Origin of the sequence: Vibrio sp. OY15, from assembly GCF_000742455.1 — a bacterium.
Taxonomy (GTDB): Bacteria; Pseudomonadota; Gammaproteobacteria; order Enterobacterales; family Vibrionaceae; genus Vibrio; species Vibrio alginolyticus.
Window position 1 is genome coordinate 1 of sequence record NZ_JPIL01000010.1, and the last position, 18,184, is coordinate 18,184.

The window sequence follows — 18,184 nt, forward strand, 5'->3', positions numbered from 1 at the left end:
TTTGAATTGACTGTGCTGAATCTTTCGATTCAATGGTCACTTCGTATCATTGAAACCTAAATTGTTTCCGAAGAAACTATTTGGATTATCATCAACGAGTGCCCACACAGATTGATAGGTCTATATTGTTAAAGAGCTTTCCTGTTGAGCTTCGCTCAAAACAGGACGGCCATTTTAGCGAGTTAAAGTTTAGTGTCAATCACTTTTTTCAAACTTTCTTCAAGCGTTTCCGCTTGGCTAATTTGGCTTGCTAACTTGGCTCTTACTTTCGAAACTTAAGCTTCGAAGCGTTGCCGTGTCAGCGAGGTGGCATTATAGAGATTGCGATCACATTGGCAAGCCCTTTTTCTCGTTTTTTTTGATTTTTTTATCGTTTGGGTGTTTTTTATTCTAAAAGGCGAGTTTTCACTACTATTCTACCTCCATACACCCTGTAATCGCCCTGAATAAGGAAAAAAGATGAGCTCAATGAGAAGCTACAAAGGTATAAAGCCTGAACTTGGTGAGCGTGTTTACGTTGACCCAACCTCTGTTTTAGTCGGTGATATCCGAATTGGCGATGATTCTAGCATTTGGCCATTGGTAGCAGCGCGAGGCGATGTAAACCACATTCACATTGGTGATCGAACGAATATTCAAGATGGCAGTGTTTTGCATGTCACCCATAAGAACGCTGAAAACCCAAACGGCTACCCATTGATTATTGGTAATGACGTTACGATTGGCCACAAAGTGATGCTGCACGGTTGTCAGATCCACGATCGTGTTTTGGTTGGTATGGGAGCTATTGTTTTAGATGCTGTTGTAATTGAGTCAGAGGTGATGATCGGAGCAGGCAGTTTAGTGCCACCTGGGAAAGTATTAGAAAGTGGCTACTTATATGTTGGAAGCCCAGTAAAACAAGCTCGCCCTCTATCAGAAAAAGAACGAGCTTTCTTGCAAAAGTCTGCCAACAACTATGTGCAAAACAAAAACGACTACTTAAATGAAGTAAAAGACTTGAACTAAAGCCCTGTTAACCGATGATGATATGGCCTTCTTCGTTGAAGGCTTCATCTTCTATTAGCTCTTCAGCCATTTCTTCTAGGTCGAATCGGTAATCAGTAAACACTTTAATTGCCGCTTGCTCAGTTTCAATCAGTGAACCACTGAGCTTTTCTAACTTTTGTTTCGTCACAAAGCACTCTATTAGTGCGCCTGATTGTTGCGCCGAAAAGTTTACCGATTGTGATACTTCATCCCATGATTGAATATCTGGGAATAAGATGGATTGATTCATCGCTTATTGACCTTCAAGGTTCTTTCTTAGTTCTCTGAGAATTTGTTTGGCACCAGGACGTAAGCCACGCCAGAGCATAAAGCTTTCCGCAGCCTGCCCAACTAACATTCCAAGACCATCATACGCATGAGCGGCGCCATTATCTTTTGCCCATAAGTTAAAGCTCGTCACCCCTTTGCCATAAATCATGTCATAGCTTGTACTGTTAGCGGCAAAGATGGAGGATGAAATAGTCGGCAGTTCACCACTAAGAGAAGCGGATGTGGAGTTAATGATGACATCATACTCTTCATCAATACTTGCCATCTCTTTGGCGAGGATAGGACCGTGAGAGACAAACAGCTCTGCGAGCTCTTGTGCTTTACTAAAGGTACGGTTGGTAATGGTTAAAGAGGTCGGCTTTTGATCGAGTAGTGGCTTAATAACACCACGAGCTGCACCACCAGCACCAATAATTAGGATTCGCGCACCTTCCAATACAACCTGATGCTGAAGCAGATCTTGCACTAAACCTGCACCATCAGTGTTGTCACCGATGATTTCACCATCGTCTAACTTCTTGAGGGTATTTACCGCGCCTGCTAACTGAGCCCGTTCTGTCAATCGACTAGCAAATTGATAAGCATCTTCTTTAAATGGCATAGTGATGTTGCACCCCTTGCCACCTTCAGCAAAAAACACCTTCGCCGCGTCAATAAAACCATCAACAGGTGCACTTTCTGCGGTATACACCAAAGATTGATTAGTTTGACGAGCAAACAAGGTGTGAATGAATGGCGACTTACTGTGTCCGATAGGATTACCAAACACGGCATAGCGATCGATTTGCTGGGTCATTTCCTTACCTTTGTTCCTTACTTAGATATAGAGAAAACAGGGCCACCTGATTACAGATGACCCTATCACTATCTATCTATATAGAAAAGGAGATTCCGTGCTTACCACTCTCGGGGCGTTAGGTATCGCTCGTAAAGTTCAGCTTCTGGCGATCCCGCTTCTGGCTCGTAGCAGTACTCCCAGCGAGCGAGCGGCGGCATTGACATCAGAATCGACTCAGTACGCCCACCACTTTGTAAACCAAATAAGGTGCCACGGTCATACACTAAGTTGAACTCTACGTAACGGCCGCGACGATATAGTTGGAATTCACGCTCACGCTCACCATACTTGAACTCTTTACGACGAGAAACGATCGGCAAGTAAGCCTGGCAATAGCCTTCACCCACTGCTTTGATGTAAGCAAAACACTTATCAAATTCCCACTGGTTTAGATCATCAAAGAACAAACCGCCAACACCGCGAGTTTCATTACGATGTGGTAGGAAGAAGTATTTGTCACACCATGCTTTATGCTCTTGGTAAACATCGTCACCAAATGGCGCACAAAGCAGTTTTGCAGTGTCGTGCCATGATTGGCAATCTTCTTCAAATGGATAGAACGGCGTTAGGTCAAAACCACCACCAAACCACCAAATTGGGTCTTCGCCATCTTTTTCTGCAATAAAGAAGCGGACATTGGCGTGTGAAGTCGGTACATAAGGGTTTTTAGGGTGAATAACCAAAGAAACACCCATCGCTTCAAAACGACGACCCGCTAGCTCTGGGCGATGCGCTGTCGCAGATGCTGGCATTTCTTTCCCTTCCACATGCGAGAAGTTCACGCCTCCCTGCTCGAAAACAAGGCCATCACGCAAAACACGTGAGCGACCACCGCCACCCAGACGCTCTCCTTTTTCACGTTGCCATGCATCTTCGACAAAGACGGCCTTTCCATCTTCTTGTTCTAACTGCTGACAAATGGAGTCCTGAAGTGACATCAAGAACTGCTTTACGGCGTGCTTATCGATCGCTGACATACGTTATTACCTATTACGTGAAACCTAATGATGGCTGGCTAGCAGGGTTAACCCTGTCTTAATATTTGTGAAGTTTTGGCGTCACGAATCTCGCTGGGTTTATCACGACCGCTGGTCTCGCCACGAAGAATGGCGACCAGCTTATCACCCAACTGCTCTTCGACTTCTTCCGTGGTCATACACGGTGGTAAGCTGGAGAGATTCGCGCTGGTAGAGGTTAACGGCTTTCCGAATGCATTACACATTTTTTGCACCAAAGGATGATCAGTCACACGAACCGCAATTGAATCAAACTGCCCTGAAACCCAGTTGGATACTTTATCGCTCGCTGGCATGATCCAAGTGTATGGGCCTGGCCAAGTGGCATGAACAGTCTGTAATTGTTCTTCAGTCAACTGAGATTCATCAATATAAGGCAAAAGCTGATCATAACTTGCCGCGATTAGAATCAGCCCTTTTTCTACCGGACGCTGCTTGAGCTCTAATAGCTTTTGAATTGCTTCTGGGTTATCTGGATCACATCCGACACCAAAAACCCCTTCTGTTGGATAGGCAATCACTTCGCCTTGCTTGAGTGCGTTGAGCACTTGTTCAAAGTTATCCACCGATTACTTCCTATTTGTTTGACTGTGTTGTTTTCACTAAGTGTACAAATATTCACTCTCAGACACTAAAGCAATTTTTTTATAAAATGTATCAATAGCGCCAACAACAAGACGCAAACGTTTGCTTGAGATAAAAATCCCCGTATAATGCGCACAAATTTATAGCTCACCTAATTTTTGCAGCTTAAAGGAGTTTGAGATGAAAGTCGGTATCATCATGGGTTCTAAATCCGATTGGCCAACCATGAAACTAGCAGCGGACATGCTAGATCAATTTGGCGTGCCTTACGAAACAAAAGTCGTGTCAGCACACCGAACTCCTCAATTACTGGCTGACTACGCTAGTGGCGCAAAAGAACGCGGCATCAAAGTTATCATCGCAGGCGCAGGTGGTGCAGCCCACCTACCAGGTATGGCGGCGGCGTTTACTAGTTTGCCAGTGCTTGGGGTTCCCGTTCAGTCTCGTGCACTGAAAGGTATGGATTCACTGCTCTCTATTGTACAGATGCCAAAGGGAGTTGCGGTTGGTACATTGGCGATTGGCGAAGCGGGCGCAGCAAACGCCGGTATCCTAGCAGCGCAAATCCTAGGCACTCATGATGAAAACATCATGGCGAAGGTAGAAGCATTCCGTAATGAGCAAACGGAAACAGTTCTCGCAAATCCAAACCCTGCAGAGGATTAATCAGATGCATGTACTGGTTCTTGGTGCGGGTCAGTTGGCTCGTATGATGTCTCTGGCTGGTGCGCCACTGAATATTCAAATTTCAGCTTACGATGTCAGCAGCGGTGATGTCGTTCACCCTTTAACTCAACAGGTACTTGGCCATGGCTTGGAAAATGCGATTACGCAAGTTGATGTGATTACTGCCGAGTTCGAGCATATTCCACATGACGTGCTAAAGGTTTGCGAAGCGAGCGGCAAGTTCCTACCAAGTACGCAAGCCATCAAAGCAGGTGGTGATCGCCGTATTGAAAAAGCACTGCTTGATGATGCTGGCGTGCGCAACGCGAAATACTACGTCATTGAAACTCGTGAAGACTTTGAGCGCGCAATTGAACACGTTGGTATGCCAATGGTTCTGAAAAGTGCATTGGGTGGCTACGATGGTAAAGGCCAATGGCGCTTAAAAGAAGCTTCTCAAGTCGACGACATTTGGACTGAGATGGCAGAGTGCATCGCGGCAACACCAACTCAAGCGATTGTTGCTGAAGAGTTTGTTCCTTTTAACCGCGAAGTATCACTAGTTGGTGCTCGAAGCAAAGATGGAAATGTGGAAGTGTACCCTCTGGCAGAGAATGTTCACACCAACGGTGTATTGAGTCTTTCTACTGCGATTGATGCGCCAGAGTTACAGGAACAAGCAAAGCAAATGTTCACGGCTGTCGCAGATAGCCTAGATTACGTTGGCGTATTAGCGCTTGAGTTCTTTGATGTCGATGGGGCACTTTTAGTGAATGAGATTGCTCCACGCGTGCACAACTCTGGTCACTGGACACAGCAAGGTGCAGAAACGTGTCAGTTTGAAAACCATCTGCGCGCAGTATGCGGCTTACCATTAGGTAGTACGAAATTGGTTCGTGAAACCTCAATGGTGAATATTCTTGGTGAAGATACGTTGCCAGAAACGCTGCTCGCCATGGATGGTTGTCACATCCATTGGTACGGCAAAGAGAAGCGCGAAGGGCGCAAAATGGGTCACATCAACGTATGCGGTGACTACCCAGGAGAATTGCACCGTAGGTTGTGCGCTCTCGCGAAGGTCTTAGATCCAATGACATTCCCAGCCGTGCACGAGTTTGCGAAACAAGCACAACGCTAAAATCTAGCCCCAAAAACCACAAAGGGTCGCACGATGCGACCCTTTTTAATTCCTTTGATGTATTTACCCTTGTTGAGTGTGCTGGCACTTACGGTTGGCACATTGCAATTTCACACCACTGGCGAGTTTCTTCTCCACCAACAACGTAAAACCACATTCTTCGCACCTCCCCTTTACCGGAGGGAGATTCACTGCAAATTTGCATTTAGGGTAGTTATCACATGCGTAGAAAGTTTTACCAAAACGCGTCTTACGTTCAACTAAATGACCTTTACCGCATTCAGGACACGCGTGGTGCTCTTGCGACTGCTTTTCTGGCTCAGGTTGATTAATCGACTCAATATGATGACAAGCCGGGTAATGGCTACAACCAACGAACATACCGTAGCGCCCTTGGCGGAGAACCAACTCATTGCCACACTCAGGACAAGGCACACCCAACTCTTTCACGATGTGCCCATCATTGCTGTGTAGCGGTTTAATGTAATCACAGCTTGGGTAATGGTTACAGCCGAGAAATGGGCCATGTTTTCCGTGCTTGAGAGTCAGCTCACCACCACATTTTGGACACGGCTCGTGTTCCAAAGCGTGTTCATGGGCAGAGAAAAGGGTGTTGTCGATTTTACTACTCATACTTACCGTTTCGTGAAAAACACACAAAAAGACAAACTCGCGTTTATTCTAGCTAAACTCGAACTTGCCCAGATGGTTAGTGAAGAATCCCTTGTTCCTTGGTGTACAACAGCTCTTCCATTAGCGTGTAAGCGTTTTCGTTGCCAGGCACATTAAACAGCACCATCAGAATGATCCATTTGAGGTCTTCAAGCTCAAACTCACTCGTTTCTAATCCCATCACTCGGTCAATCACCATTTCGCGAGTTTCTGTGGTTAACACATTGATTTGCTCGAGAAACAATAGAAATCCTCGGCATTCCAAATCTAAACGCTGCGTCTCTTTCGCTGTGTAGATACGAGTTGATGACGAAGCCATGCAAGTCGAGATTGCAGAAGAGGTGTCACTTTGCTGCAATGCGGCAAGCTCTTCTAACCAGACAAGGGCTTTGTAGATATCTTTTTGTTGGAAGCCTGCACGAAGCAACTCTTCTTCCAACTCGTCTTGTTCGACCTGTAACTCTGCATCGCTATGGATGTAGGTTTCGAATAGATACATCAGTATATCCATCATCATAGCTAGCCCCTCCCCTTTCGAATATAGCCACCTGAAACCGCAACGACATGCCCAGAGAGTTCTAACTCTAAGAGCTGCATCATGACTTCTTGGACAGGTATATTGGTCCTGTTTGCAAGAATATCAACCGGTGTAGCTTCACTTCCTACGTTAGCTAACAGCTGAGGAAATGGCAATTCTTCTTCATCATTTAACGTAGAAAATAAATCGGTACTCTGATTAATAGACCAATCAAGCAAGGACTGTATTTCATCTAAGACATCTTTCGTCTTTTCTACGAGGCAAGCGCCATGACGTATCAACTGGTTTCCACCGCAGGCATTGGGGGCATTGATTGACGCTGGCAGCGCAAATACTTCTCGACCTTGCTCAAGCGCGTAACGAGCTGTAATTAACGAGCCGCTCTTTTTCGCCGCCTCGACGACCAGTACACCAAGCGATAATCCACTAATAATACGATTACGACGCGGGAAGTTTTCTGGGCGCGGCTTGGCATTAGGCCGAAACTCAGACACCAAAGCCCCGTGTTCAATAACACGTTGCGCTAAACTACGATGACGTGCTGGATAAATATTTGCTAAACCAGATCCTAGCACCGCAATCGTCTTACCACCGGCTTGCAACGCACCATCATGCGCATGACCATCAATGCCTAAAGCGAGACCACTGGTGACAATAAAATCGTGCTGAACAAACTCTGCAGCAAACTGACGTGCATGCTGTAATCCATCAATACTCGCATTTCGACTGCCAACCATCGCGATTTGTGGCTGAGAGAGACAAGTAGGGTTTCCTTGAACAAAAAGTAGAGGTGGCGGTGCAACGATTTGTTTGAGTTGAGGTGGATAACGCGGGTCAGTCAGTGTCAGGATATGATGATTTGTAGAAGCCTCAAGCCAGCTTAAACAAGCATCGACTTCTTTATCTGTTGAAGCCCAAGCTTGAATTTGCTTAGTTGTTAACCCAAGTTGTTGTAGCTGTTCAGGAGAGAAGTTTACGATGTTACGTGGCGTGTCTCTTGCCAGTAGCTTATTCATTTTGACGCCGCCAATGCCTGGTAAACAACTCAGTTTTAACCAGGCAGCGAGATCATCGTTATTTCGTCGATTCATCGATGGTTAATTCGTCCGCCAACGGTGACACCACCGAAATATCTTGGTTAATGGGTTTCGTACTGTTAGTGATCAGTGCCAAGCTAAAGTACTCATAAGGACGAATGACCAGCAACTCACCAACTTTGCTTTGAGGCAAAGTAATTTTCTTATCAAGCACGCCAAACTCTTTCTTGAACTCATCGCCGTCTTTGTAAACTGGGTGCGCGTCTTCTTTTAAATCAAACACACTGCCTTGCTTCAGATTGTCTGACGTGCCTTTATCAATCACCACGACTTGGTTAGTTGAACTAAAGCGAATGCCTTCGATATTACCTAGCAACTTTGCAGAACTGCCTTGTGGCGACGGCAGCGGATAGAACGTAGTCGTGAAGTCAGTATTCTCAACCGATTGATTTGGCAACGCGATATCGTTACGTAGGATTTCTTGCATTTGCGATGTAAGCTTCAAACCTGAATAATCACTCGAAGCTTCAACGAGCTCGCCTTTGGCAATCAAACGCAGCGCGGTAATCTCTTCGGACACATCGTCACGCGAAAAGGTAGCTACTGGTCGGTAAATAGCCCAACCTGTCGCGGTCTGATTGCCATTGATATACAGCACATCTTCTGCAGTCAGATACTTACTGCCTTTGCTGCTACCCATCACTTTTGCTGCTCTGTTCAACGAATCTTTATCTAGCAACCGATCCGATTGAAGGTAAGGCATCACCAAACCTTCCGCAACGGTTGGTACGGCTTTCTTTTCTGTGATGCGAGCTTTCGGGCTCAGCTTCTTAACCGGTTTTAGGCTCAACACGGGCTGACCGTTAATCCACACCAAAGACAGCTTGTCTCCGGGATAAATTAAATGAGGGTTATCGATTTCCGGGTTTACTTGCCATAAACGAGGCCACAACCACGGGCTATCTAAGTACATGGCCGAAATATCCCATAGCGTATCGCCCTTCACGACTACATACGTTTGTGGCGCATCATCTTTAACAGTCAGTGGGTTCGCATCCACATTTGCTACAGCGTTGAAAGAGAAAAGTAGCGGCAACGTAACACTGGCAACGTTGCGGAAAATTCGATTCATGACCCTCGTCCTTGGTCTATTAAGCAGGAACCAGAATGGAAATTGGTGCAAGGATGCTGTCATTTAGGCTATAAAATGTCTAGAATTGAGCCAACAAGGTTTGTGCTGTTTCGGCACAGTTCAATATTTCGAGTGAATATGTCTGTATTACAAGTATTAACATTCCCGGATGATCGCCTGCGCACAGTCGCAAAGCCTGTTGAAGCGGTGACCCCTGAGATTCAAAAAATCGTCGATGACATGATTGAAACCATGTACGACGAAGAAGGTATTGGCCTTGCTGCAACGCAGGTTGATATCCACAAACGTATCGTAGTGATTGATATTTCAGAAACTCGCGATGAGCCGATGGTGCTAATCAACCCTGAGATTCTGGAAAAGCGTGGCGAAGATGGCATCGAAGAAGGCTGTCTGTCGGTACCAGGTGCGCGCGCACTTGTGCCTCGCGCTGCAGAAGTTACCGTTAAAGCACTGGATCGTGATGGCAAAGAGTTCACCTTTGAAGCCGACGACCTGCTAGCGATTTGTGTTCAACACGAGCTTGATCACCTACAAGGTAAGCTGTTCGTGGATTACCTATCGCCACTGAAACGCAAACGCATTCAGGACAAGCTAGCGAAAATCAAACGCTTTAACGAGAAGCAGCAAAACGCTTAATCTCGAACCATACCAATTAGAAGGAAGTCTACCTTGAGTCAGTCTTTACGAATTGTCTTTGCAGGTACTCCGGATTTCGCCGCCCGTCACTTGGCGGCGTTGTTGTCTTCGGAGCATGAAGTCATCGCGGTTTACACAAACCCAGATCGTCCAGCGGGTCGTGGCAAAAAATTGGCTGCGCCACCGGTAAAACAACTGGCGCTAGAACACAATATCCCGGTTTACCAACCTGAAAGCTTTAAGTCCGACGAAGCGAAACAAGAACTTGCCGATCTGAACGCCGACCTCATGGTTGTCGTGGCGTACGGTATGCTGCTGCCACAAGCGGTTCTTGATACCCCTAAACTGGGTTGTATCAACGTACATGGTTCTATCCTACCTCGTTGGCGTGGTGCGGCTCCAATCCAACGCTCTATTTGGGCGGGCGATGCAGAAACTGGCGTAACCATCATGCAGATGGACATCGGTCTCGACACTGGTGATATGCTGAAGATTGCAACTCTGCCAATCGAAGCGACAGATACCAGCGCTTCAATGTACGAAAAATTGGCTGAGCTTGGTCCAGAAGCCCTGATTGACTGCCTAGCAGACATTGCTGCGGGTAAAGCAGTGCCAGTGAAGCAAGACGATGAGCTAGCGAACTATGCGAAAAAACTCAGCAAAGAAGAAGCACGCATCAACTGGAACGACGATGCGGCGCACATTGAGCGCTGCGTTCGTGCATTTAACCCATGGCCAATGAGCCACTTTGAGGCGGCAGAAAACAGCATCAAAGTATGGCAAAGCCGTGTGGCAGAGCAAACCAGTGACAAGCCAGCCGGCACCATCGTGCAAGCAGATAAAACCGGTATTTATGTTGCGACAGGCAACGGCGTACTGGTGCTAGAGCAACTGCAAGTTCCTGGCAAAAAAGCCATGTCAGTTCAGGATATTCTGAATTCGCGTGCGGCTTGGTTTGAAGTTGGCACTCTGCTGGTTTAAGCCATACTAGGGGTTATTATCCCCAATTATACGAACTTTTAGAGGGCAGAGATGCCCTCCTTTACTTTAAGGTACTCATCATGAATGTTCGCGCTGCGGCTGCTAACGTCCTGTATCTTGTCGTCGACAAGGGCCACTCACTTTCAAGCGCTCTTCCAGCGGCTCAACAAACGGTACGACCTCGTGACCACGCTCTGTTACAAGAGATCTGTTACGGTGCGCTACGTTACCTACCTCGCCTAGAAATGATCGCAAACCAATTGATGGATAAGCCGCTAAAAGGCAAACAACGTGTATTCCATCACCTAATTCTGGTTGGTATTTACCAACTGAGCTTCATGCGCATTCCTGCGCACGCAGCTGTCGGTGAAACGGTTGAAGGCACTAAAGAGCTGAAAGGTCCTCGTCTGCGTGGTTTGATTAACGCTGTATTGCGTAACTACCAGCGCAACCAAGAAGAACTCGACCAAATGGCCGTCAGCAACAACGCTGGCAAGTACGGTCACCCAAGCTGGTTACTAAAACTGCTGCAAGAGGCCTACCCACAGCAATGGGAAAGCATAGTTGAAGCGAACAACCAAAAAGCACCAATGTGGCTCCGTGTAAATCACCAACACCACACTCGAAATGAATACCTTGCGCTGCTCAAAAATGAAAACATTGATAGCACGCCACACACAGAAGCAATGGACGCCATAAAATTGGCCGCACCATGTGACGTGATGAAGCTACCTGGTTTTGATAAAGGTTGGGTTTCGGTACAAGATGCGGCGGCGCAGCTTTCGATCAACTACCTAAAACCACAAGACGGCGAACTGATTTTAGATTGCTGTGCTGCGCCAGGTGGCAAGACTGCGCACATTCTAGAGCGCACGTCGGGCAGTGAAGTGGTCGCGATTGACTGCGACGACACACGCTTGAAACGTGTGCATGAAAACCTGAAGCGTCTCAACCTTCAGGCAAAAGTGGTTTGCGGTGATGCGCGTAATCCACAAGAATGGTGGCAAGGCGAGCAATTTGATCGCATTTTGCTGGATGCCCCATGTTCTGCGACTGGCGTGATTCGTCGTCACCCAGACATCAAATGGCTACGTCGTGCAGACGACATCGCCGCATTAGCAGAGCTGCAAAGTGAAATTTTTGATGCCATGTGGACGCAACTGAAGCCCGGCGGCACCATGGTTTACGCGACTTGTTCAATCACACCGCAAGAAAACGTGGAGCAAGTAAAAGCGTTTTTAGCACGTACCGCGGATGCGCAACTGCTGGATTCTGATCCCGACCAGCCTGGTCGTCAAATTCTACCAGGCGAAGAAGATATGGATGGTTTCTACTACGCAGTGCTAACTAAAACACACGCGTAACAGCATGCTAAATAGGGCGATTGAAGTGATTTCAATCGCCTTTTTCAGATACGAGAAAAGAGTATGAAGATCATTATTCTTGGTGCAGGTCAGGTTGGCGGCACACTGGCAGAAAACCTAGTGGGTGAAAACAACGACATCACCATCGTCGACAATAATGCCGACCGACTGCGTGAATTGCAGGACAAATACGACCTGCGTGTGGTCAATGGCCATGCGAGCCACCCAGACGTGCTGCATGAAGCTGGCGCGCAAGACGCCGATATGCTCGTCGCAGTAACCAACACTGATGAAACCAACATGGCTGCCTGTCAGGTCGCGTTCACTCTATTCAATACCCCAAACCGCGTTGCACGTATTCGCTCTCCAGAATACTTGGCAGAAAAAGAAGCCCTGTTTAAATCTGGCGCTATTCCTGTTGATCACCTTATCGCACCAGAAGAACTCGTCACGAGCTACATCGAACGTCTGATCCAATACCCAGGCGCGCTGCAAGTGGTGAGCTTTGCTGAACAGAAAGTCAGCCTAGTGGCGGTGAAAGCCTACTATGGTGGCCCGCTGGTGGGTAATGCGCTGTCTGCTTTGCGTGAGCACATGCCGCACATCGATACCCGTGTGGCGGCTATTTTCCGCCAGGGTCGCCCGATTCGCCCACAAGGCACCACGATTATTGAAGCCGACGATGAAGTGTTCTTCGTTGCAGCAAGTAATCATATTCGCTCAGTGATGAGTGAGCTTCAGCGCCTAGAAAAACCGTACCGCCGCATCATGATTGTTGGCGGGGGTAACATCGGCGCAAGCTTGGCTAAACGCCTAGAGCAAACTTACAGCGTGAAGCTGATTGAGCGTAACTACCAGCGTGCAGAAAAGCTCTCTGAGCAACTAGAAAACACCATCGTGTTCTGCGGTGATGCGGCAGACCAAGAGCTTCTCTCGGAAGAGAACATCGACCAAGTCGACGTTTTCATCGCGCTGACCAACGAAGATGAAACCAACATCATGTCTGCAATGTTGGCAAAACGCATGGGCGCTAAAAAAGTGATGGTGCTGATCCAACGTGGCGCTTATGTAGACCTGGTACAAGGCGGCGTAATTGATGTAGCAATCTCACCTCAGCAAGCCACTATTTCAGCCTTGCTAACGCACGTTCGTCGCGCTGATATCGTAAACGTATCCTCACTTCGCCGCGGCGCTGCGGAAGCGATTGAAGCCGTCGCTCACGGTGATGAAAGTACATCTAAAGTGGTTGGACGTGCGATTGGAGATATAAAGCTTCCACCTGGGACCACCATTGGTGCTATCGTTCGTGGCGAAGAAGTTCTTATTGCCCACGACCGTACGGTCATCGAGCAGGATGACCATGTGGTGATGTTCCTGGTCAACAAAAAATACGTATCAGACGTCGAAGCGCTATTCCAGCCGAGTCCATTCTTCCTCTAGGATTTTCCTATGGTCAACTTACGTCCCGTACTGTTTGTTATCGGGCTGGTTTTATCCAAACTGGCCCTGTTTATGTACGTGCCGACTTTGGTCGCTTTCTTTACCGGTACGGGGGGATTCCTCGATTTCGCCCAAGCCGTTGTGATCACGCACCTTGCCGCCTTCATCTGCCTAACGATAGGTCGAACCGCCAAGTTCAAACTCAGCGTACGCGATATGTTCCTCATCACCAGTTTGGTTTGGACCATCGCGAGTGCGTTTGCCGCTTTGCCATTTGTGTTTATCAACCACATCAGCTTCACCGACGCCTACTTCGAAACGATGTCGGGTATCACCACGACGGGCTCAACGGTGCTCAGTGGCCTAGACAACATGGCGCCGAGCATATTGTTGTGGCGCTCTATTTTACAGTGGCTTGGTGGCATTGGTTTTATCGTGATGGCGGTAGCAGTGCTACCTATGCTGAATGTCGGTGGTATGAAGCTATTCCAAACCGAATCATCAGATTGGTCGGATAAAAGTAGTCCAAGAGCGAAAACGGTCGCCAAAAACATCGTAGCGGTATATTTAATGCTAACAGGCCTATGTATTTTGGGCTACTTGATCACCGGCATGAACCTGTTCGAAGCAATCAACCATGCCTTTACTACGCTATCGACGGGTGGATACTCTACATCTGATGGGTCAATGAACCACTTCTCTAATGGCGCACATTGGGTGGCCACTACCTTTATGTTCTTAGGTGGTTTGCCGTTTTTGCTCTTTATCGCCGCATTACGTAAACGCCGTATTGATGTGTTGGTTAACGACGCTCAAGTTAGAGGATTTGCGTACCTGTTCGTATTCTCAAGCTTAGTGATTTCAGCTTGGCTAGTGATTCGAGATGGGTACACCATTTTGGATGCCCTGCGAGTGTCGATGTTTAATATTGTCTCTGTCGTCACCACAACTGGCTTTGGCTTAGAAGACTTCACCGCATGGGGCGCATTACCCACCACTCTTTTCGCATTCTTAATGATGGCGGGAGCATGCTCAGGATCAACGTCTGGCGGGATCAAAATCTTCCGCTTCCAAATTGCGATGACGCTGCTAAACAAACAAATGATGAAGTTGATTCACCCTTCAGGGGTGTTTGTACAGCGTTATAACCAGCGACCGGTGAATGATGATATTGTTCGCTCAGTGGTGGCATTTGGCTTGATGTTTTTTATCACCATTATCTTTATCGCAGGTTGTTTAAGTGCTCTTGGCCTCGACCCTGTGACCAGTATTTCTGGCTCAATCACCGCCGTTGCCAATGTTGGCCCTGGTATGGGCAGTGTGATTGGCCCGACAGGCAACTTCGCGCCTCTGCCCGATACTGCCAAATGGCTCTTAAGCTTTGGGATGTTAATGGGCCGCTTGGAAATTCTGACTATTCTTGTACTGTTCTTTCCTGCGTTTTGGCGCCGCTAAGCAGACTCTAATTAAAAGGTATAACAATGAAAACATGGATTACTCTGGCGACCCTACTTACCGCCTCATCCACATACGCCGCCGAGGTCATCACTTTAGCCGATGGTCGAGAAGTGAAGTTGAACGATGACTTTACCTGGGAGTACGTCATGAAAAAACCGGCGCAGCAAGCGACGGAGACACAAACAACAGCAAGCGTAGTTGAAACAATCGCAGCTCCTGCGATTGCGACAATTCCTGTGGTAACGAAAACCGTTGGCACGACCGTGGTGGTAAACGCCAAAAAGCCAACCATGCAGCTATCAGATTCAGGTGTGGATGTATTGATTGGTTCAGCAAGCTATCAAAGCGGTGAGCTTATTTTGCCTACATCAATCACTAACCAAAGCTCTCAATCTGTCATTCAAGTGGAAGTTGAGGTGCAAGTGTTTGATATGTCTGGTCAGCAACTGGCAAAAGAAAACGTGACGGTTTGGCAATCCATCAAGCGCATGGCGGATACCTACCTGCGACCACAGCAAGCGGAACAAGGTAAGAGCATTAAATTGGCTGTACCGCAATCACAGCAATACCAGTTTTCTGCCAAAGTGCTAGAGGTAAAAACTCGCTAATACGTGTTTAATATTCTTTGTTGAGCCTATCGGCTAGATAGGCTCAACAAAGTAATAAATAGCAAAGAAATGGCACACGCAGCCAGCCAAAACAAAGCCGTGCCAAATCGCATGGTTAAAGGGAATGCGCTTCGCAACGTAGAAAATCACGCCCAGTGAATACACAACTCCACCAGCAGCAAGCAGTGTAAGTCCGCCGACATCCAAGTTGATCGCCAACTGATAAATCACAATCAACGATAACCATCCCATCACCAAATACGTCATCAAAGAAAGCTTTTTAAATCGATAGACGAACGCAACTTTCATGATGATGCCGATCAACGCAATGCTCCAAATAACGATCATCAACCCAAATGCTAGAGGTGTTCTTAAGCTGACTAACAAGAAAGGGGTATAGCTGCCTGCTATCAAAAGATAAATAGCACAGTGGTCGAAGGTTTTTAGCCAACGTTTCGCTTTGGGATGAGGGATCGCATGATAGAGCGTCGAGGCCAAAAATAGCACGATAATACTCGCACCATAAATCGCCATACTGGTAAGCGTTAAAGTGTCAGCTTGATGGTCTATGGCTTTAACTAACAGCAGTATCAAGCCAACAATACCAAAAATCATCCCTATACCGTGGGTGATGGTATTGGCCAGTTCTTCACGTTGACTGTATTGAGGTTTCTGCAGCTCGGACATCAATGCGCCTATACTAGAGTTTGAAATTTGCTCTAGTATGGCACATTAGGCTTACACGTGTAAGCTTAAATTAAGACTCATGAACGGCAGTAGTTTGATCGAGATAATTGAGTACCAGTTCGCCAACTTGATCTGGCTTAGTCGTGGCAGGAATGGTCAGCTCTCGCTTGAGTTTGCCACTACCCAGTAAGCTCGCGAGCATGCCACCTTGCCCCTTGCGTGTGCGGTCAACTTCAAACCATAACTTGAGCTCTTGCTCACTGCGGTGGGCAACAAATTCTAATTCGCGCCACACGCCGTGGTAAGGTCCGTCGGTTGGCACCAGCTCAAACTCTTGCACAAATGGTAGATCGAATCCTTTCACTTCCTCGCATTCCACCTGGCGAATTCGTAAACCTTGCGCTTCAAATGCAGATAGTACCGCATCCATCAGTGGATCAGGTCGAACGGTGAGGATGTCTTTATCAGTCGGATCCAAAGCAGCAGCAACGTCTAAGCCGGTTTCTAACCATACTTTGGCATCACCAATGGTGACAGGCGTGTTCCAAGGCACATCGAGCTTAACATCGAAGGTACGCTCTTCGCCGGAATGGATGGTAAATGCGTAAGGGAGACTCCACTTAGCAAGCACATGAGTTTGAGGTACTCGGCGCATGCTGTGTCCTTCTCGCGCACCACGGTCATCAGGGGCTTCTGCGATGTAGCGGCAACAGAGTTTTAAATCAATGTTGTCGATCGCTTGTTCAGTCGCACCACCATATACATGGATCGACACATCCACACTTTGACCTGGGTATAGCACGTCTTGGTTTAAGATTGAGTCGACCTTCGCGCTCCCAATCCCAAAACTGGCAAGTGTCTTCTTCAAAAGTGACATAGGCACCTCCTTCATCGAGATCTCATACTACTACTGCTGATCGTGGGATCAAACAAAAATTGCCTCGAACATCGCGACAAAATGACAAAATCTAAACAATTCAATTGCTCAACTATCGACCAATTATTACAAGGATGCTAATCTTACACTTGATATGCATGCATATCGGTATTCCTGACTCATTAACTGGATTGGCGAGAGCCAGAAGAGTGATTCTTCAATCTTGTTGGAGCCTAGCTCATAATGATTCAGGCCATTACATCGGCAATGGATATGCCTGACAGTTAGGTAAATTAATGCGCCCAACAACAGTCAGGTTCGCACACACTAATACTAGTGCAATGCGCCGCCGCAGTGGCTTTACTACTGCACCAAAGGCAAAGCAAGTTGCGCCAGCAATGACATTGGTTGAGAAGACAGCAATGATGTCGAGTGTTCCGGCCAAAGTTATCAAAGCAGCTTAATCAAAAGCGCGGCGCCAGCTGCGCTTTTTTCTTTGCACGCGACTCATAAAGCTTCAAAGACTTAGAACAAACTACAGTGAAAGAGATAGTTTTTCCTATTTGGTCTTCGCAAAGCAATTTGGTACCTTTACTGCTAATTACACCTATAAATTCTGTGGAGAAAGAAATGAAGTGTCATCGCATTGAAGAGCTGCTTGAGCTACTAGAGCCTGAATGGCATAAAGAGCAAGAGCTGAACCTATTGCAGTTCATCGTTAAGCTGGCAAAAGAAGCAGGCTATGAAGGAAAGCTAGAAGATCTGACCGACGATGTACTGATCTACCACCTTAAAATGCGTAATAGCAGCAAAGATGAAATGATCCCTGGACTCAAAAAAGACCAAGAGGACGATTTTAAAACGGCGATCCTACGCGCTCGTGGCATCATCAAATAACCAGCTCAACAGCCAGTATTCTTTAAGCGACTCTCTCTGTGAGTCGCTTTTTTATAACCAAAGTTTTTAGTCCCACAATTGGTTATAACTGTTCAGCCAATTATCAGATTAACTGTACTGATTTTTGTTGTTAAACATTGACTGCGTTAAAGAAACGGAATTGTTATTGATTGTATAATCGCCGTTCATCAGTATTTACTAAAATAATTATGTTCGGTCATCTTTATGACGGAACGAGCAGCAATGTCATCGAGCGACATCAATAGAAATGAC

Annotated in this window: 21 protein-coding genes; 11 read left to right on the plus strand and 10 right to left on the minus strand. The window is 46.9% G+C overall.

All coding sequences use genetic code 11. The features are described 5' to 3' along the window. Nucleotides 1-459 precede the first annotated feature (459 nt). Nucleotides 460-1,008 carry a gamma carbonic anhydrase family protein gene (locus IJ23_RS13715; RefSeq protein WP_033906568.1) on the plus strand — a complete coding sequence of 183 codons (549 nt, stop codon included), beginning with the start codon at nucleotides 460-462 and terminating at the stop codon, nucleotides 1,006-1,008. A 7-nt stretch (nucleotides 1,009-1,015) separates the two neighbouring features. On the opposite strand, the gene IJ23_RS13720 is transcribed toward IJ23_RS13715, so the two are convergent. The 4 genes from IJ23_RS13720 to IJ23_RS13735 form a co-directional block, all read right to left on the minus strand. Beyond that, the gene (locus IJ23_RS13720) at nucleotides 1,016-1,279 is read right to left on the minus strand and encodes a DUF1488 domain-containing protein (protein ID WP_005379090.1); all 264 of its coding nucleotides are present in this window, start codon (nucleotides 1,277-1,279) and stop codon (nucleotides 1,016-1,018) included. A gap of 3 nt (nucleotides 1,280-1,282) precedes the next feature. Further along, nucleotides 1,283-2,116 carry a shikimate dehydrogenase gene (gene aroE / locus IJ23_RS13725; protein ID WP_033906569.1) on the minus strand — a complete coding sequence of 278 codons (834 nt, stop codon included), beginning with the start codon at nucleotides 2,114-2,116 and terminating at the stop codon, nucleotides 1,283-1,285. 101 nt (nucleotides 2,117-2,217) lie between these two features. Beyond that, nucleotides 2,218-3,135, minus strand: a complete 918-nt coding sequence (gene hemF, locus IJ23_RS13730; protein WP_033906570.1) for an oxygen-dependent coproporphyrinogen oxidase — start codon at nucleotides 3,133-3,135, stop codon at nucleotides 2,218-2,220. A gap of 47 nt (nucleotides 3,136-3,182) precedes the next feature. Continuing rightward, nucleotides 3,183-3,740, minus strand: a complete 558-nt coding sequence (locus IJ23_RS13735) for an L-threonylcarbamoyladenylate synthase (protein ID WP_033906571.1) — start codon at nucleotides 3,738-3,740, stop codon at nucleotides 3,183-3,185. 199 nt (nucleotides 3,741-3,939) lie between these two features. Here IJ23_RS13735 and purE point away from each other — a divergent pair, with 199 nt between their 5' ends. Together purE and IJ23_RS13745 are read left to right on the plus strand one after the other, a co-directional pair. Beyond that, nucleotides 3,940-4,425 (plus strand): 5-(carboxyamino)imidazole ribonucleotide mutase, encoded by a 486-nt coding sequence (gene purE, locus IJ23_RS13740; protein ID WP_033906572.1) that lies wholly within the window; start codon nucleotides 3,940-3,942, stop codon nucleotides 4,423-4,425. Nucleotides 4,426-4,429: 4 nt separating this feature from the next. After that, a complete protein-coding gene (locus tag IJ23_RS13745) occupies nucleotides 4,430-5,563 on the plus strand; it encodes a 5-(carboxyamino)imidazole ribonucleotide synthase (protein WP_033906573.1) in 1,134 nt (377 codons plus the stop codon). Between the two features lie 63 nt (nucleotides 5,564-5,626). Here IJ23_RS13745 and IJ23_RS13750 read toward each other — a convergent pair whose 3' ends face one another. The 4 genes from IJ23_RS13750 to IJ23_RS13765 all read right to left on the minus strand — a co-directional run bounded on the left by IJ23_RS13750 (nucleotide 5,627) and on the right by IJ23_RS13765 (nucleotide 8,942). Then, complete coding sequence (locus tag IJ23_RS13750) at nucleotides 5,627-6,196, minus strand: DNA topoisomerase family protein (protein WP_033906574.1); 570 nt, start codon at nucleotides 6,194-6,196, stop codon at nucleotides 5,627-5,629. A 76-nt stretch (nucleotides 6,197-6,272) separates the two neighbouring features. Then, a complete protein-coding gene (locus IJ23_RS13755) occupies nucleotides 6,273-6,752 on the minus strand; it encodes a DUF494 family protein (protein WP_033906575.1) in 480 nt (159 codons plus the stop codon). A gap of 2 nt (nucleotides 6,753-6,754) precedes the next feature. Then, entirely contained in the window at nucleotides 6,755-7,864 is a 1,110-nt protein-coding gene (gene dprA, locus IJ23_RS13760; protein ID WP_017821579.1) for a DNA-processing protein DprA, read from the minus strand. Further along, on the minus strand, nucleotides 7,848-8,942 hold the full coding sequence (locus IJ23_RS13765) for a LysM peptidoglycan-binding domain-containing protein (RefSeq protein ID WP_033906576.1): 1,095 nt from the start codon (nucleotides 8,940-8,942) through the stop codon (nucleotides 7,848-7,850). Before IJ23_RS13765 ends, dprA begins: the two co-directional genes overlap by 17 nt. A 138-nt stretch (nucleotides 8,943-9,080) precedes the next feature. On the opposite strand from IJ23_RS13765, the gene def reads away from it, so the two are divergent. The 6 genes from def (at nucleotide 9,081) to IJ23_RS13795 (ending at nucleotide 15,450) form a co-directional block, all read left to right on the plus strand. Next, nucleotides 9,081-9,599, plus strand: coding sequence for a peptide deformylase (def, locus tag IJ23_RS13770; RefSeq protein WP_005379068.1), 519 nt, complete (start codon nucleotides 9,081-9,083; stop codon nucleotides 9,597-9,599). A 33-nt stretch (nucleotides 9,600-9,632) separates the two neighbouring features. Next, a complete protein-coding gene (gene fmt, locus IJ23_RS13775) occupies nucleotides 9,633-10,580 on the plus strand; it encodes a methionyl-tRNA formyltransferase (RefSeq protein ID WP_005461453.1) in 948 nt (315 codons plus the stop codon). A gap of 80 nt (nucleotides 10,581-10,660) precedes the next feature. Next, nucleotides 10,661-11,944 carry a 16S rRNA (cytosine(967)-C(5))-methyltransferase RsmB gene (rsmB, locus tag IJ23_RS13780; protein WP_033906577.1) on the plus strand — a complete coding sequence of 428 codons (1,284 nt, stop codon included), beginning with the start codon at nucleotides 10,661-10,663 and terminating at the stop codon, nucleotides 11,942-11,944. Between the two features lie 63 nt (nucleotides 11,945-12,007). Further along, the gene (gene trkA, locus IJ23_RS13785) at nucleotides 12,008-13,384 is read left to right on the plus strand and encodes a Trk system potassium transporter TrkA (RefSeq protein WP_005379062.1); all 1,377 of its coding nucleotides are present in this window, start codon (nucleotides 12,008-12,010) and stop codon (nucleotides 13,382-13,384) included. Between the two features lie 9 nt (nucleotides 13,385-13,393). Then, nucleotides 13,394-14,839, plus strand: coding sequence for a TrkH family potassium uptake protein (locus IJ23_RS13790; protein WP_017821575.1), 1,446 nt, complete (start codon nucleotides 13,394-13,396; stop codon nucleotides 14,837-14,839). 26 nt (nucleotides 14,840-14,865) lie between these two features. Next, nucleotides 14,866-15,450 carry a DUF3157 family protein gene (locus IJ23_RS13795; protein WP_033906578.1) on the plus strand — a complete coding sequence of 195 codons (585 nt, stop codon included), beginning with the start codon at nucleotides 14,866-14,868 and terminating at the stop codon, nucleotides 15,448-15,450. A gap of 33 nt (nucleotides 15,451-15,483) precedes the next feature. Here IJ23_RS13795 and trhA read toward each other — a convergent pair whose 3' ends face one another. Beyond that, on the minus strand, nucleotides 15,484-16,137 hold the full coding sequence (trhA, locus tag IJ23_RS13800) for a PAQR family membrane homeostasis protein TrhA (protein ID WP_025768918.1): 654 nt from the start codon (nucleotides 16,135-16,137) through the stop codon (nucleotides 15,484-15,486). Between the two features lie 70 nt (nucleotides 16,138-16,207). Beyond that, nucleotides 16,208-17,014, minus strand: coding sequence for a sporulation protein (locus IJ23_RS13805; protein WP_033906579.1), 807 nt, complete (start codon nucleotides 17,012-17,014; stop codon nucleotides 16,208-16,210). 296 nt (nucleotides 17,015-17,310) lie between these two features. Here IJ23_RS13805 and IJ23_RS25430 point away from each other — a divergent pair, with 296 nt between their 5' ends. Both IJ23_RS25430 and IJ23_RS13810 read left to right on the plus strand, forming a co-directional pair. Then, nucleotides 17,311-17,478: a hypothetical protein gene (locus IJ23_RS25430; protein ID WP_005379043.1), complete on the plus strand. Its 168-nt coding sequence runs from the start codon at nucleotides 17,311-17,313 to the stop codon at nucleotides 17,476-17,478. Nucleotides 17,479-17,644: 166 nt separating this feature from the next. Continuing rightward, nucleotides 17,645-17,911, plus strand: coding sequence for a YihD family protein (locus IJ23_RS13810; RefSeq protein WP_033906580.1), 267 nt, complete (start codon nucleotides 17,645-17,647; stop codon nucleotides 17,909-17,911). Nucleotides 17,912-18,184 lie beyond the last annotated feature (273 nt).